The organism is Bradyrhizobium vignae (assembly GCF_004114425.1).
Lineage (GTDB): Bacteria > Pseudomonadota > Alphaproteobacteria > Rhizobiales > Xanthobacteraceae > Bradyrhizobium > Bradyrhizobium vignae.
Map to the genome: position 1 here is coordinate 1 of NZ_RDQF01000076.1, position 14711 is coordinate 14711.

The following is a 14711-nucleotide window of genomic DNA, read 5'->3' on the forward strand; positions in this document are numbered from 1 at the left end:
ATGCCAGCCGTACGTCACGCCATCGTCGATCTCATCCTTCGGCCGCCGTCTCAGCATTGCCCATATTGCCGAAGGCAAATCCGTGAAAAACAGCGGCGAAAACACAATCTGCCAAAGTAGTGCTAGTACGCCGTCTCCTACCGCGAAACCGTTCAGGAAAGTATCGCGGCTCCGGTTGAGGAAGGCGATATAGAATGGTCCCGCGCCGCCGGCATTGGCGAAGGAGGCCTCGCCGAGTGCGCCGTCGTCGCGCACCGGGAATATCACGAGCCCGTCTGGATCGGGGGCGTTCGCCACGACCAGTTTTGGCGACCCGTCCGGATTGACGGCTGGACGAGCGTCGAAAAGAATATCGACCAGCAGGAACCGGCCGTCGGGCGACAGGACAGCTTGTGTCGCCACCCGATCGGTCTTTGTTGCGGTATTTACCGAAGCCCGCTCCGGGCGCAGCTTCAGCTTGCCGTCCTCGGCAACCGTGTATGACCGGAGGTGGTTGGGGCCGAAGGCATGGAGCACGTATAGAGTTCGACTTTGGGAGCGGTAAGGTCGTGGGTTGCTCATCGCCGCATCCACCAATGATCGATTAAGGACCGCGGCCGGATCAGTATCAATCCGTGCGAGCGGGGCGGCAGGCTTTATGAGAGTGGTGACCGACTAGAAAAGGTATGGGGCGAGAACGCTGTCCAACAAATGATCGAGACCGCGTCTGGTCCGATGCAATGATGTTGGCGCTCTGGACCGGTCAACGCGAGGGTGATCTTCTGAAGCTGAAATGGTCCGATTACGACGGCCAATACATTCGCCTAGTCCAATCCAAAACCATCCGCCACGGCAAGAGGAGCAAAGCCAAGCGCGTCACTATTCCAGTCAGCAGACCGCTCAAGACGTATCTCGACTCAAGCAAGAAGCGAGGCATCTACATCTTGATGAACACCCGCGATCAGCCTTGGACCGAAGACGGATTCCGCTCGTCCTGGGGCAAAGCCTTTGACACCGCCGGCATCAACGAGGATCTAAAGTGTTGCGTCGCGTGATCAAAGCACCGGGCAAGCGCCCGATTTGCATTCGAAGGGCCCATCAAACGTAAAACTTGAACGGCAACTTCGGTTCGCCAGTTTGTGGCGCGCCGAGGATCACATCGCCCACAGCATCTGCAAACCGTATGGTAACCGGTAGCCTGTCGTTGTGGAGACAGGAATTGAAGTTGATCTTTGTTAAACCCATGACGTCCGAAAGCACCTGCTCAAGGGGGCAGGTTCCTTTTTGCACCCGGACAATCAGTGGATTGGGTGTCTCGGGTCCAATGTAGGTGTCGAGACGCGGCACGTATCCAGAAGTCCATAGGAACGCTTCGTTGTCTTGATAGACCAACGCTGTCCCTCGCAGCACAGGATATTTTGCCGGGCGGAACAGCTTTAGGCTATCGCGTCCGTCAGCTATCTGCACCCCAACGACGCTCGTCTCCGGCGGAGCGCTCGCCAAGAAGCCTCTCCATTCTTCATCCTGGAAAGATGACTTAGCATGGATGAACAGTTGCGTTGGTGCTTTGCCTTCGTGCTTGTCTCGATATTCACGAATAACGACTTCCAGAAGCGCTTTAGCGGCTGGCGCATCCAAATGAAATTGCTTCGAATCTGCTCGGAACCACGGCCCCAATGCCCCGCGGAAGACGACGCCTTCGCCACTAGCCAAAAACATTTGTGCCGCGCAGCACGCGAAACCATCATCACCGGTAGGGTCAAGCCTCTTATAAGCCAGGCCCACGTAGCAAACGCCCGGGCGGACGTTCGCAAGCTGCCACTGACCTGCCCCTGCGTATTTCCTCCAGATGGAGTTAGAGTCCGGCCCGAAGAAGGACGGACAGATGAAGCGAGCAAGGTTCACGGAAGAGCAGATTATCGCACTTGGCGTTGCCGGTGACAGGCGAAAATCATTCCGCGACGTGAAGCACTACAAGCGTCGCAAGTGCTGGCTCAGGTGACGCGGAGCGTTCGGCTCCGCTCGTCGGGAATGCATGTAACCCAGCGTCGGCCAACAGCCTCAAGGAAAGGATTTCGTGGCCACGAAGTGTGAACTGGGCCAGGTGCAGCCGCTGACCGCTTGTCGGAATGGCTGTCCCGAGGGTACCCAAGCCATTGAAAAGCTTGGTGGGCGCACCAGGGCTCGAACCTGGGCCCCGCTGATTAAGAGACGTATGATTTCCGAGTAAAATCAATGGCTATTCCGACAATGGCGTCTTGAAACCTGCATTGACCCCCAAGGTTTTGTCCTTGTCGGAATGGCCCGCTTCTCGGCGAAGAGCAGGTCGTCACTTCGTCACTGACTCGCGTGAAGCATCTGCAACTCCGCGATGCGATTGTCGGCGCGACGAAGCCGCCGACAAAGCTCGCGGTTGACGTTCTGCATCACCATCACATACGCGTAGATATCGGCCTTGTAGTACGCGTAAAGTTGTCGAGCCGTGAGCTCGTACAGCAGAGTTTGGCTCTGCGCGACGATGGTCGCTGACCGGTTCTGCATTTCGATAAGCGTCATTTCGCCAAAAAAGTCGCCAGGCCCGAGGCTCGCCATGCGAATTATGCGCCCCGAGCGCCCGATCTTGCTCACCAGGAGCTCGCCGGACTGAACAACGAACATTGAGCGGCCCGGCTCTCCTTCCGCCACGACAGTGTCACCGACGTCGAAGCTGCGCTCGACCAGCATTGAGACCAAGAGATCGCAACTCGCGTCTGAGAGACCACCGAAGAACGGTGTGGCAAGCAAAAACGCTTTCAGATCGGGCGAGCTGACAGCCATTGACAAAATATACTCCCGCGACCAGCGGTGGCAAGCCGCCGAGACGTCGACGCTGCTGCCGCAGGCAGCAGGACGAGCGCGGTGATCCAACCTCGGGAACTTGTCATGATCGGGCATTTGCATCGCAAAGATCTGTCGGGTCACCGCCCTCACCCAGCAACTTCGGGCCGATCGAAAGACAGTCAGGGCCTACATCGCCGGAAGCTTGCCGCCCAGTTTACAAAAAGCACCAAGGTGTTCTCGAGGTGCTCGGCTACTTACTGGTCGACCTGGGCGCGCTTTTCTCCGATCTGCAAGTGGTCCTTCGCGCTCATCTCCGCACGTCGAGATCGCCTACCGCGCGGGCGCTTCCTTCCCCCCGGTCAAAGGCGAGCTCGAATGGAAGCCAATATGCCTGTCGTCGTGTCGATGACGGTTACGGCCTGCTCAATCTTGCCTTGCCCCAACGGATATTTGGAACACCGCTCGGAGATCTGAACTAATCGTTTTCTTTCGCCGGTCAGGATCGTGCTGCTCTTGTCGACGGCAAACTTGACGATGTCCCGCATCGGACTCTTGTCGCCGAAGTCGGTCAGATCCTTCTCCATGGTGATCAGATACTCGTAGCTTGCGAGTTCGTCGGAGATTTGCAGAAGTTCCCGGACAGTCGAGTTGACACACTCGGCGTCGCCGCTGGAAACATCAGGGCGCTTCGCGGTTGCGACAAGGTCGTTCATGAGGTTGGCAAAGAGTGGCTTAAGGCTCTCCGCCTGCCGGAAATCGCTCTCGGACAGGACGCCCGCACCGCACACACCGGGTAAGACCAAGGCAAGCCCCAAGCCGGCGGCCAGCATTTTTCGACGCGCTCGCGCTGGGAACGAAAACAACGTGGTGCCCATCAGCCCGTGCATTTCAGCCGCTCTCCCTGCTCGCCCCTTATTGTTGGACGGTCGATCTTGTGCAAAGATCAGCCATCGTCGACTTCAGTTCACACTTGCTTTGCGTGCAGACATGTCGGCGTCTGAACCGCTCCCAAAGCCGGAGCATAAGAGCATGACCGACCGGCCGCAACGGGCGTTTCGCGCCGCGGCCCTTGACCGGGCTGCGTCTCCCGAGCAGCTCGATCATCTCGTTGTTATCACCAAGCCCGCTGACTGGATTCTGACCCTCGTGCTCTGCATTGCGCTCGGGGCGGCCGTGCTGTGGGGCATCTTCGGGCGCGTGCCCACTCGCGTCTCAGGCGAAGGTATCCTCATTGGCAGTGGCGGTAAGGTCGTCGACGCTGTATCCGCCGCTGCCGGACGGCTGCAGTCGGTCGCAGTTTCGGTCGGCGATCACGTCAAGAAGGACCAACCCATCGCTCAGATCGTTCAGACCGAGATCCAGCAAAAGCACAACGCAGCTACCGAGGTCTTTCATGAACGCGAGCGGGAGCACGCCGATCGAGTATCGAAAGCTGCAAGCGAGCTCGCCGCCAAGAGCCAGAACTTTGCAAAGCTTGAAATCGCCCTGCAACAGGTGATCAAGGCAACGAGCCAACGTATCGAGTATCTCACCGTCGACGTCAAAAACCTGGAGGATTTGCTGGCTAAGGGATACACGACGCGGCGCAATCTGGAAGAGCGACGTCAGGAGCTGACCGATGCGCAACAGCGCCGTACTGACGCCCAGAACGAAATCTTAAAGCTGCGGTCGCAGAAGACGGATCTGGAAACGGAGCGCGGGCGCGAAATTCAGCAGTCCGAGTTTGCGCTCAACGAGGCCCGGCGGCAAATGAATGCCGCCGCCGAACAGCTGAGCCAGAACACCCAGGTGATCAGCCCGATGGACGGGCGGGTTTTGGAAGTGAAGATTTCGTCCGGTTCGGTGCTAGCCGTCGGTACACCGGTTATTGCGATCGAAAGCGAAGGCACCAAGCTCCAAGCCGTCGTCTATGTTTCTGCCGAACGGGGCAAACAGATCAAGCCTGGCATGCAGGTGCAACTGGAGCCGAGCACGGTGAAGCGCGAGGAATTTGGTATGATGCTAGGCCAGGTGGTCAGCATCTCTGATTTCCCGATGACGCCGCAAGGCATGGGTGCGCTGCTGCATAACGAAAGCCTGGTTTCACGCTTCTCGCGCGACGGTGCGCCTTACGCCGCGATGGTTGCACTCGATGAAGATACCTCCACTGCAACCGGATATAGATGGGCCGTTGGCGAGGGGCCGAACATTCATCTCACCAGCGGAACGTTGGCGCGGGCCGAGATCACAACACGCCGCCGGCGCCCGATCGATCTGGTGATACCCCTGCTCAAGCACCTCACGGGAATTGATGGATAAGCCCTCTCCAAACCAGCCAACCAGCGAGCGCGGCCGACCAAAATCTTACGTCAGCCGCATGGCGAGCTGGTTGCCGCAGCAACGCATCCGGCGGACACCCATCCTACTGCAGATGGAAGCCGTCGAATGCGGAGCGGCAGCGCTCGGCATTATCCTCGGCTATCACGGCGCGTGGATCCCGTTGGAGCAGCTTCGTATCGCATGCGGCGTATCGCGCGACGGCAGCAAGGCGAGCAACATCATCAGGGCGGCGCGCCGATACGGGCTGGCGGCGAAGGGCTACAGCGTCGAACCTCCGGCGCTCGCCGAGATTCCAACCCCGTGCATCATTCACTGGAATTTCAACCATTTCGTAGTCCTGGAAGGAATTGACAAGAAGCACGCCTATATAAACGACCCCGCGAGCGGACGTCGGCGGATCGATCTGGTCGAGCTTGACCTCGCCTTCACCGGGGTCGTTCTGGTGTTTGAACGGGACGAAAGGTTCGAGAAAGTTGGCAGCAAACCGAAGGGAATAAACCTGCTCATACGGGAGCTGCGCCACTCAAAGCAGGCGGTGGCCCTGCTAGTTGTGGTCAGCATCGCCGCGGTCCTGCCCAATATTGTTGCCGCGGGATTCTCAAAAATCTTTGTCGATGAAATTTTAATTCAGCACACGCCCAACTGGCTTGTGCCGCTCCTGATCGGCATGGCGCTGACGGCGACCCTGCGGGCCGTCCTGACGATCATACGTCAATCGCTGCTATTGCGGCTGCAGACCAAGCTCGCAGTCGTGATGACCAGCCGTTTTCTCTGGCGCCTCATGATGCTGCCGCTGGAATTCTTCACCCAACGCCACGCGGGCGACATTGCGGGTCGTATTGCAGCCAACGAACAGATCGCCCGTCTGCTTTCAAGCGGCATTGCAGCTAATGCGCTCAGCCTGATGTCGGTGGTCTTGTTCGCCGCAGCCATGGCCGTCTACGACGTCAGCCTGACCGCTCTTTGCGTCGCAATCTCTTTGATAAATGTTCTTCTCCTGCGGCTTGTCGCTTCACGCCGCCAGGAACTGAGCTATCGGCTGGCGCTCGATCAGGGAAAGCTGCTCGGAGCAACCGTGAGCATGGTGCGGACTATCGAAACCATCAAAGCAAGTGGGTTGGAAGACGACGCCTTCGGCCGGTGGGCCGGTCTTCAAGCTAAAAACCTCAACGCCGAACAGAGGATCGGCGCCTCCGCCATCATATTGGACATGGTCCCGACCTTGCTCACGGGTCTCATGATCGCAGCGATTCTTGGTGTCGGAGGCTTGCGGGTCATTCAGGGCTCCCTGACACTGGGAAGCCTCGTAGCCTTCCAATCTCTAGCACTGAGTTTCTCCGAGCCTTTCGTCAACCTCGTGAATTATTTCGGTGGACTGCAAACCATCAAGGGAGCACTCGAACGGCTCGAGGATGTCTACCGATACCCGCTAGCGCCGCAACCACCGACACATTCGAGTGCCCTGCCGCCGAAGCTTACCGGCCGGCTCGAACTTCACAACATCAGCTTCGGCTATTCGGTGCTCGAACCGCCGCTTTTGGCCGATCTTTCGCTGGTGATACCTGCCGGTTCACGCGTGGCACTCGTTGGCATGTCGGGCAGCGGAAAATCAACCCTCGGCAAACTCATCTGCGGACTGTACAAACCCTGGTCGGGCGAGATTCGTTTTGATGGATGTAGGCTGACGGATATCCCTGCGGACATTTTTGCGAACTCCGTCGCCTATGTCGACCAGGACGTCTTTCTGTTCGAGGGAACGGCGCGAGACAATTTGACGCTCTGGGATTCGACAACCGATGAGCGTCACCTCCTGACGGCGGCCAAGGACGCGCTGATTCATCAAGACCTTGCGACGAGACCAGGCAATTATGACTGCCACGTAAACGAGGGCGGCACGAACTTCAGCGGCGGTCAGCGTCAGCGCATCGAAATCGCCCGAGCTCTGGTTTGTAATCCCTCGATCCTTGTCTTGGATGAAGCGACGGCTGCACTTGACCCGATTACGGAAAAATCCATCGACGACAACCTGCGGCGCCGGGGCTGCAGCTGCATCATCATCGCCCACCGCTTGAGCACGATACGCGATTGCGACGAAATCGTCGTGCTTGAACGCGGTCGCATCGTTGAGCGTGGCACGCATGAAGAGCTTCTTGCGCTTCAGGCCTCCTATGCCAAACTGGTGGCGCGCGAATGACGGATCGATTTGTCAGCGAGAATTTCGTTGGGCAACAACGCGAGGCCCCGATCGGTCTGCCGCACCGGACTTCGCTCGATGCGCGTCGCCCAATGCTTCTCAGCGACCATGAACACGTTCTTCAAGTGGCAGCTGGTCACGTCGATTTGTTTGCAGTTCGGCCGACAGGCACGCGCCAGCATTTGTTTCGTGTCGAAAACGGCGGATGCATTCTGGACCTGCACAATGCCTGCGAAACCTCGGGCAGCCGACTGCAAATCATCGCTGTCGGCCCGCCTGGGAATGCAGTTTTGGAGGTGCCGCGCAGCGCAGCGTCATTTGGCTCTGTGTCTAGCTGGATCGCCCAATTGGCGGCGTTCATGGTCCGCTCGGCGGCAAACGAAGCCATCTCCGAGTTGCTGAGCGGCGAGGCGATTGAACTGCACCCAGGCGATCGACGTCGTGGTCCGATGCGGGACCTCGTGTGGGCACACCTCGACACCGGGACCGCAAAGGTCATGGACCTCGGCTCGAGCTTCGCTCCCGGGCAGCCTCCCTTCCCTTTGACCGCCGGGATGTGGGTGGAAGCTGGCGAGCATGGGTGCAAATTGCGTCTCGACCCGAACCCGCCAGATACCCTGGTTCTCTGGCCCGCCATTGACCGATTGCAGATTGCATTCATTTCCCATCTTGAGCGCAGCCTGGCAGAGGGCCTCATTCGAGAGCGGGAACGCCTGGTCCGCCGCGACGAACTCACTGTGTCGCAAACGCTCGACTCGTTTGAGCGGCTCGCCGATGTCGTGGTCAAGAAAGCCGATCGCGCGCAATCCGAATGGGATCCGGCAGACCCGCTGCTTTGCAGTTGCCGGGTTGTCGGAGAAGAACTGGGAATACCGGTTGCACTTTCGCAGCGCGCTCAACCCACAAGACAGGCCTTCAGCGACATTCTGGAGATCGCTCGCACAGCCCAGTTGCGGATCCGCCGTGTGCTTCTGCGCGATGTCTGGTGGACGACCGATGCTGGACCGCTCCTCGGTTGGCACGGAGCCGAACGCAGTCCAGTGGCTCTGGTGCGCAAGCGGGTGAACACTTACACGATGTTCGACCCAAAGAGTGGAACTCGCCGCTTCGTCGATCGCTCCGTTGCCGGTGAGCTCAAGCCAGAGGCCATCACCTTCTATCCGGCGTTGCCGTCCCGCCCGCTCCAATATCGCGATTTGCTTGCCTTCGCGATGCGAGGCGTCTCCGACAGCATCGCGCGCATCGCGTTGGCCGTTATGGTAATCGGCCTACTGTCGCTGATGCCGCCACTGATCACCAATGTCTTGGTGAATTCGGTTATCCCGCGAACCGAGATCGACCAACTCGTTGTTTGTGCGCTTGCGCTGACGGTCACCGCTGTGGCGATCGCCAGCCTACAGGTGATGCAAGGACGGGTCACGTTAAGGCTCGAAGGTCTGCTCGACTACAAGCTTCAGGCCGCGCTGATCGACCGACTGCTCCGCCTACCAACCTCCCTGTTTCGCGAATATACCAGCGGCGATTTGGTCGATCGCGCCATGGGCATCGACGCCACGCGCCGGATCTTCACCGGACGTGTGCTGGGCGGCTTTACGGCCTCGTTCTTTTGTCTCTTCAGCATTGGGCTGATGCTCTACTATGACCTCCGACTGGGCAGCATTGCACTGCTGCTCACTATGGTTAGAGCGGCTGCAATTCTAGCCGCGAGCGCCGTGCGACTCTATTACGAAACCAAGCATTTCAACCTGCAAGGCAAGGCCAGCGGCTTTGTCCTGCAATTGATTGCAGGAGTAGGCAAGCTTCGCGTGGCCGGCGCAACATCGCGCGCGCTGGCGCGCTGGTCGCAACAATTTGCCGTACAGAGGCGGTATTTCATCGCATCGCAGCAAGCGGCCAACGCGCTGAGCACCTTTGACACCGCTTTTCCGATGCTGGCGACGTTGACCATCTTTGCGCTTGCCTCCTACACAAACAGTCATATCCTACTCGACCTCGGCGCATTTCTCGGCTTTCTGGCAGCCTTCGGACAGACAACGGCCGCGATCGGCAGTTGGGCCTCGAGCGTCAGCGAGTCCCTGGTGGCCATTCCTCACCTCAGCCGCCTGAAGCCCGTGATTTCCACTCCTGCCGAGATCTCCGAAGAACGCCGATCGCCCGGGGAACTCTCCGGGGAGATTGAACTTTCCGGCATCGTCTTCCGCTATATGAAGGGCGGGCCGAAGGTCCTGGATGACGTCAGCCTAAGCATTGCGACGGGTGACTACGTCGCGATCGTCGGTCCCTCGGGCAGCGGGAAATCGTCGCTCTTTCGTTTGCTGCTCGGTTTTGAGCGGGCGGAAGCCGGCACGGTGTTTTACGATGGCAAGGCCCTCAACACGCTCGACATCAGCGCCGTGCGCCGGCAGCTTGGCGTAGTGCTGCAAGATACCAAGCTCGCAACCGGAAGCCTTTACGACAACATTTGCGGCGGCGTTGATTTGCCGCTGGAGAAGGCCTGGGAAGCCGCCCGCCTGGCCGCGCTGGATGCCGACATCGCGCAGATGCCGATGGGCATGCATACGCTGGTTGCGGAAGGCGTGACTACGCTATCAGGCGGTCAGCGGCAGCGACTATTGATCGCCCGCGCTCTTGCGCGCTCACCACGGATTCTTCTGTTTGATGAGGCAACCAGCGCACTCGACAACCAAACCCAAAGCATCGTCGGCACCTCGCTGGAACGCTTGAGCATTACGAGGATTGTGATTGCGCATCGCCTCAGCACCGTGCGCAATGCGGATCGTATTGTCATGCTTTTGCGCGGCAAGGTGGTGCAAGCGGGAAGCTACGCGGAGCTCATGAACGAGCCGGGGCCGTTTGCGGATTTTGCCAAGCGGCAGTTGCTCGAATCGGCTCAACGCTAGCCTAACGGCGGCGGAGACGATAATCCGGACGCATCGCTGGGCCGGGTCATTCCCTGTGGATGAGGATCTCTCGGCCGGTGGACACGAGTACGCTCGTTGGGCATCGACACCGTGTCGCGACCTCTTCCCGCAGTTCATTGCGCGAGGATGCTTGTGTCCATGAGAGTTCTCGATTGAAATGAGTCCCGCACACCCCGGAAGCAACCAAGGAGTGTGCGGGTATTAGTGACTTAGCCGATCGAGCTGGTATTCCCCTGCGCGAGCAGCTGGGTGACGGCAGCCGCACCACCGGCACCGAAGACGCTGGAGCCGCCCTGAGCCACACCGACCTGCGTGGCAGAGTTCGTCTGCGCAACGATGTTGTTGGACAGATTGCTCAGGTCGAAGAACCCGCCAGCCACGGCGTCGAGTTCCATGTCGATCAGTTCACACGCTTCAATCATGACTTCCCTCCTCTGGTATCTGTGACTTAGCCGATCGAACTGGTGTTCGACTGAGCGAGCAGCTGCGTGACGGCAGCGGCACCACCGGCACCGAAGACGCTGGAGCCGCCCTGAGCCACACCGACCTGCGTCGCAGTGTTCGCCTGCGCGACGATGTTGTTGGACAGATTGCTCAGGTCGAAGAACCCGCCAGACACGGCGTCGAGTTCCATGTCGATCAGTTCACACGCTTCAATCATGACTTCCCTCCTCTGGTATCTGTGACTTAGCCGATCGAACTGGTGTTCGACTGCGCGAGCAGCTGCGTGACGGCAGCGGCACCACCGGCGCCGAAGACGCTGGAGCCGCCCTGAGCCACACCGACCTGCGTCGCAGTGTTCGCCTGCGCGACGATGTTGTTGGACAGATTGCTCAGGTCGAAGAACCCTCCAGACACGGCGTCGAGTTCCATATCGATCAGTTCACACGCTTCAATCATGACTTCCCTCTTGTTGCTGTGATAGACATCTGGCTCAAAGCAAACCAGCGCCTCACTGCCCGTGTTCTTACCGGAGGATTGTTTTTCTATCTGTGAGAAGAATCACGCACGACCCACAGTTCGCAGTCTGCCTTGGCTTGAGATGCTTCTTGCTATCCGACCATGGAGCTGCGGAAATGGACTACTCGGTCATCGTGCTCTGACTAGCCGCTGGACTTAGCTTGTTAGTCCGCAACAGCTTCGGTTCGCGATTGGCTTCGCAACCCGGCACCACGCGTCCCGGAGTTAGGCCAATCATGCGGTGGAAGAGTCGCGTGACGTTTGATTGCTGAAGCTGCACTCCTCCGACACATCTGTGAGCGGTAGTGGGCTATCACGCAGCTTTGAATGGCGCGTTGGGCTGCTCCACGAATCGCCTGGTGCAGCGTCGCTCCCAGCGAGCACCGGAAGCCGCGGCGAGAAATAACACCACTCATAGGCCGCCTCCCGCACCAGCTCTTTAGACGACACACCACCGAAGTTGACGAGACGAATTTGCCTTGAGTGTCGTACCTGCCATGGCGCGACCATCCGAACCAGTCTCGACACTGGCCGCATGCCTTCATGGGTCTGAGCGATTCACCCCGACGTGAGCCTGACGCACTCGAGAAGCCACCCCTCAGCTAAATCGGGGCATGCCTGAAGGCGGACAGCACCAAACTCCCGAGGTTGGCAATGCTGATTGCGTTATCGCCTTCTCACCCTCAACATTCAGGGCGGCGCATCGGCGATCGCGTCGAGCGCTGCCCGCGGCAGATAGAGTCTTCTTTCAGAACGGAGAGAATTCTCACACGGGCGGTCGCCGGCCATTACCTGGCTATTCGCGACGCGGAAGCCTAAAGCGATGAGTAAAGCAGCTTCCTGCTGAATCGAGCCACTCATGTCCTACCAGCAGCGATCAATCGGATAGGTACAGCGTATTCATGTTCTTCCCGCCGCCGTTGCAGCGCGAGTCCGCGGGCTTCTATGCCGCGCCTCCAGGCCAAGCGTAGTCAGGCTTGGATTCCCAGGCACCCTACCAGCCGAGTACTCACCCGAGTGGCCTTGGGTTATGAAAACTGTCGCGACTTGACGCGTCGGCCCCAACATTCTTCCACAGGATGGCTATGAATCGCCCGTTTTGTCACGTGCGCCACTCGCGTTCAGCACTGGCGGCCGATCGCGTGATTGTTTTGGCCGCACCATCATGCGAAGCTTTCTCCGCTCGTCGCTCGTAGTCGTCGGCGAGAGCCTTGAGCTGGGCGGCAATCGTTCGGTCAGTCATGGTTTTGACAGCGCGGAGCAAGCTCTGTGCTATTTGTCGGTATTCCCTGCCTCGTTGTGAAATCTGGGAAGCCATTAAGCCCTCGCTCGGATCTCTGGCGCCTGGTCTAAAGTGAGAAGCCAGCATAGCCAGTTTCCATCACTCGCCTGGCGAACTCTGTAGCGATTGACGCACTTCTTGGAGCATAAAGGGGTGCGCCACCAATAGTGGCGGACGAGTCCAAACTTGCGGTCACAAACCGCGCATCGTGTGGCTCTGCCAGATCCACCGCTCTCGTTATCAGGGCCGCTTGTGTCCATGAGAGTTCTCGATTGAAATGAGTACCCGCACACCCCCGGAAGCAACCAAGGGAGTGTGCGGGTATTGGTGACTTAGCCTATCGAGCTGGTATTCCCCTGCGCGAGCAGCTGGGTGACGGCAGCGGCACCACCCGCACCGAAGACACTGGAGCCGCCCTGAGCCACGCCAACCTGCGTCGCAGAGTTCGCCTGCGCGACGATGTTGTTGGACAAATTGCTCAGGTCGAAGATCCCTCCAGACACGGCGTCGAGTTCCATATCGATCAGTTCGTACGCTTTAATCATGACGTTCCCTCCTCAGTTATGTTTGACTTAGCCGATTGAGCTGGTGTTCGCCTGGGCAAGCAGCTGCGTGACGGCAGCGGCACCACCGGCACCGAAGACGCTGGAGCCGCCCTGAGCGACACCAACCTGCGTCGCAGTGTTCGCCTGCGCGACGATGTTGTTAGACAAATTGCTAAAATCGAAGAACCCACCAGACACGGCGTCGAGTTCCAGATCGATCAGCTCACACGCTTCCATCATGACTTCCCTCCTCAGGGGTTGCTGTGAACGGCATCTGGCTCAAAGCAAACCAGCGCCTCACTGCTCGTGTTCTTACCGGAGGGTTGTTTTTCTATCTGTGAGAAGAATCACGCACGACTCACAGTGGCCACCGCCGCTGTACTTGCTCGGTTGTGACTGCCGGCGCGGGACATCGATCTATAGAGATCGTTATCCTCTCAGACTGACGTGGACAATTTCTGCGAACCTATCGGACAGGACGAGTCATGTCGTATCGTACATAGCTATCGACGTCGTCAGCTTCGGCGGTCAGGCAATCTGACTTCCCGCAGCGACTGATTGTACGTCCCGCCGTACGGTGTGCCAGCACTCAACTCTGCGAACGCGGTTTGGCGGATCCGATCTTTACTGAGATCTACCGGGTCGCGAGCAGTCGTCCCGCTCTCCGCGCTGTCACAGCTGTCTTGCTCGTTCCGCGCTGCGGCCCAATAGAGGGTTCAATCAAGTTGCTAACAACCGATTCCTTGGGTGTTCACACCCACGGAAAGGTTTTTGGAGAAAGAATGTACGACGATAGCGCGCCGATCTGATCGAACGCCGTGCAGATGTCGACTCGCGAAGCGCTGCCGCGCGGCAACCGCGTGGCCTTAGGACATCAAGGCGGACATTGACTCCGGTGCCAAGCCACCGGTTCTATGAGTTCATGGCCCGACGATACCTTGGCAGATTGTTGGTTGGCGTTCGCAAACGATCTCCGAACCGATTTCTCAATGGTTCATTGGGTGGTCGGCTCTTGGAGGGCTGACCATGTCGGCGTGGAGAGACAAGCTCGAATGCTGGCTAAAGCCATTTCCCGGATCAGCAGGTCATAAGACCTGGCAGGGGATGTGTCGAATTAAGTTGCGGGATTGACCGGCCCTGGTGGCTAAAGGCGTTCAACCGATGGAGGAACACTTTGCAGCGGGCACTGTACAATGATTTAAGTTGTACCCCCACACTCCCGGGAGCAGCCGGGAGTGTGCGGGCATTCAAGACTTAGCCGATCGAGCTGACGTTCGCCTGAGCGAGCAGCTGTGTGAGGTTTGCGTTGCCGCCATTGCCGAAGACGCTGAAGCCGCCGACGGCAACACCGACCTGCGTAGCAATCTGCGGCTGTACGACGATATTGCCGGACAAGTTGCTCACGTCGAATAGCCCTCCACCAGATACGAATTCGAGTTCCATATCGACCAGTTCACGCACTTCATTCATGAATCCCTCCTCAGGGTTGCGGGGTGAACAACATCCAGCTCAAAGCAAGCCAGTGCCTCACTATGCGTGTTGATACTGAAGGATGGTTTTTCTATCTGTGACAGAAATCACGGCTCGCCCCGCGGCAGTCAGCTTTGGCTACGATATGGCCCGCCGGACCCACGCTGTTTGCTCCCACGGCGGTTCCGATTCATATGGCCTGGACTCTCGCATGTCTCAAG

The 14711-nt window shown here is 58.6% G+C and carries 13 protein-coding genes and 2 pseudogenes; 5 read left to right on the forward strand and 10 right to left on the reverse strand.

Annotated elements, in window-relative coordinates; all coding sequences use genetic code 11:
• Positions 1-561, reverse strand: a pseudogene (locus EAV90_RS35530) (hypothetical protein); the annotation flags it as partial.
• A gap of 161 nt (positions 562-722) precedes the next feature.
• Between EAV90_RS35530 and EAV90_RS35535 the strand changes: the two are divergent.
• Entirely contained in the window at positions 723-1034 is a 312-nt protein-coding gene (locus tag EAV90_RS35535) for a tyrosine-type recombinase/integrase (RefSeq protein WP_164937248.1), read from the forward strand.
• 43 nt (positions 1035-1077) lie between these two features.
• On the opposite strand, the gene EAV90_RS35540 is transcribed toward EAV90_RS35535, so the two are convergent.
• The 3 genes from EAV90_RS35540 to EAV90_RS35550 form a co-directional block, all read right to left on the reverse strand.
• Entirely contained in the window at positions 1078-1764 is a 687-nt protein-coding gene (locus EAV90_RS35540; protein WP_208738573.1) for an argonaute/piwi family protein, read from the reverse strand.
• A gap of 552 nt (positions 1765-2316) precedes the next feature.
• Positions 2317-2796: a Crp/Fnr family transcriptional regulator gene (locus EAV90_RS35545; RefSeq protein WP_129146119.1), complete on the reverse strand. Its 480-nt coding sequence runs from the start codon at positions 2794-2796 to the stop codon at positions 2317-2319.
• 362 nt (positions 2797-3158) lie between these two features.
• Positions 3159-3686 carry a hypothetical protein gene (locus EAV90_RS35550; RefSeq protein ID WP_245163261.1) on the reverse strand — a complete coding sequence of 176 codons (528 nt, stop codon included), beginning with the start codon at positions 3684-3686 and terminating at the stop codon, positions 3159-3161.
• Between the two features lie 142 nt (positions 3687-3828).
• On the opposite strand from EAV90_RS35550, the gene EAV90_RS35555 reads away from it, so the two are divergent.
• From EAV90_RS35555 to EAV90_RS35565, 3 genes are read left to right on the forward strand one after another with little or no spacing between them, the layout of a single operon-like run.
• Entirely contained in the window at positions 3829-5097 is a 1269-nt protein-coding gene (locus EAV90_RS35555) for an NHLP bacteriocin system secretion protein (RefSeq protein ID WP_129146099.1), read from the forward strand.
• Complete coding sequence (locus tag EAV90_RS35560) at positions 5090-7312, forward strand: NHLP family bacteriocin export ABC transporter peptidase/permease/ATPase subunit (RefSeq protein ID WP_245163260.1); 2223 nt, start codon at positions 5090-5092, stop codon at positions 7310-7312. The genes EAV90_RS35555 and EAV90_RS35560 overlap by 8 nt, the downstream gene beginning before the upstream one ends.
• Positions 7309-10212 carry an NHLP bacteriocin export ABC transporter permease/ATPase subunit gene (locus EAV90_RS35565; RefSeq protein ID WP_129146100.1) on the forward strand — a complete coding sequence of 968 codons (2904 nt, stop codon included), beginning with the start codon at positions 7309-7311 and terminating at the stop codon, positions 10210-10212. The genes EAV90_RS35560 and EAV90_RS35565 overlap by 4 nt, the downstream gene beginning before the upstream one ends.
• 230 nt (positions 10213-10442) lie before the next feature.
• Here EAV90_RS35565 and EAV90_RS35570 read toward each other — a convergent pair whose 3' ends face one another.
• From EAV90_RS35570 to EAV90_RS35600, 5 genes are all read right to left on the reverse strand, one after another.
• A complete protein-coding gene (locus EAV90_RS35570) occupies positions 10443-10655 on the reverse strand; it encodes a hypothetical protein (protein WP_129146101.1) in 213 nt (70 codons plus the stop codon).
• Positions 10656-10681: 26 nt separating this feature from the next.
• The gene (locus EAV90_RS35575) at positions 10682-10894 is read right to left on the reverse strand and encodes a hypothetical protein (RefSeq protein WP_129146102.1); all 213 of its coding nucleotides are present in this window, start codon (positions 10892-10894) and stop codon (positions 10682-10684) included.
• 26 nt (positions 10895-10920) lie between these two features.
• Positions 10921-11133, reverse strand: coding sequence for a hypothetical protein (locus tag EAV90_RS35580; RefSeq protein ID WP_129146102.1), 213 nt, complete (start codon positions 11131-11133; stop codon positions 10921-10923).
• Between the two features lie 1674 nt (positions 11134-12807).
• Positions 12808-13020, reverse strand: a complete 213-nt coding sequence (locus EAV90_RS35595; RefSeq protein WP_129146105.1) for a hypothetical protein — start codon at positions 13018-13020, stop codon at positions 12808-12810.
• A 27-nt stretch (positions 13021-13047) separates the two neighbouring features.
• Positions 13048-13260 (reverse strand): hypothetical protein, encoded by a 213-nt coding sequence (locus EAV90_RS35600; protein ID WP_129146106.1) that lies wholly within the window; start codon positions 13258-13260, stop codon positions 13048-13050.
• Between the two features lie 786 nt (positions 13261-14046).
• Between EAV90_RS35600 and EAV90_RS41905 the strand changes: the two are divergent.
• A pseudogene (locus EAV90_RS41905) lies at positions 14047-14190 on the forward strand (IS701 family transposase); the annotation flags it as partial.
• Positions 14191-14274: 84 nt separating this feature from the next.
• On the opposite strand, the gene EAV90_RS35605 reads toward EAV90_RS41905, so the two are convergent.
• Positions 14275-14490, reverse strand: a complete 216-nt coding sequence (locus EAV90_RS35605; RefSeq protein WP_129146107.1) for a hypothetical protein — start codon at positions 14488-14490, stop codon at positions 14275-14277.
• Between the last annotated feature and the right edge of the window lie 221 nt (positions 14491-14711).

Bases quoted from the DNA above. Each gene is read 5' to 3' on its own strand.
- EAV90_RS35605 (WP_129146107.1), bottom strand. From the start codon at position 14,490: ATGAATGAAGTGCGTGAACTGGTCGATATGGAACTCGAATTCGTATCT.
- EAV90_RS35595 (WP_129146105.1), bottom strand. From the start codon at position 13,020: ATGATTAAAGCGTACGAACTGATCGATATGGAACTCGACGCCGTGTCT.
- EAV90_RS35550 (WP_245163261.1), bottom strand. From the start codon at position 3,686: ATGCACGGGCTGATGGGCACCACGTTGTTTTCGTTCCCAGCGCGAGCG.
- EAV90_RS35575 (WP_129146102.1), bottom strand. From the start codon at position 10,894: ATGATTGAAGCGTGTGAACTGATCGACATGGAACTCGACGCCGTGTCT.
- EAV90_RS35570 (WP_129146101.1), bottom strand. From the start codon at position 10,655: ATGATTGAAGCGTGTGAACTGATCGACATGGAACTCGACGCCGTGGCT.
- EAV90_RS35535 (WP_164937248.1), top strand. From the start codon at position 723: ATGTTGGCGCTCTGGACCGGTCAACGCGAGGGTGATCTTCTGAAGCTG.
- EAV90_RS35565 (WP_129146100.1), top strand. From the start codon at position 7,309: ATGACGGATCGATTTGTCAGCGAGAATTTCGTTGGGCAACAACGCGAG.
- EAV90_RS35545 (WP_129146119.1), bottom strand. From the start codon at position 2,796: ATGGCTGTCAGCTCGCCCGATCTGAAAGCGTTTTTGCTTGCCACACCG.
- EAV90_RS35555 (WP_129146099.1), top strand. From the start codon at position 3,829: ATGACCGACCGGCCGCAACGGGCGTTTCGCGCCGCGGCCCTTGACCGG.
- EAV90_RS35580 (WP_129146102.1), bottom strand. From the start codon at position 11,133: ATGATTGAAGCGTGTGAACTGATCGATATGGAACTCGACGCCGTGTCT.
- EAV90_RS35600 (WP_129146106.1), bottom strand. From the start codon at position 13,260: ATGATGGAAGCGTGTGAGCTGATCGATCTGGAACTCGACGCCGTGTCT.
- EAV90_RS35560 (WP_245163260.1), top strand. From the start codon at position 5,090: ATGGATAAGCCCTCTCCAAACCAGCCAACCAGCGAGCGCGGCCGACCA.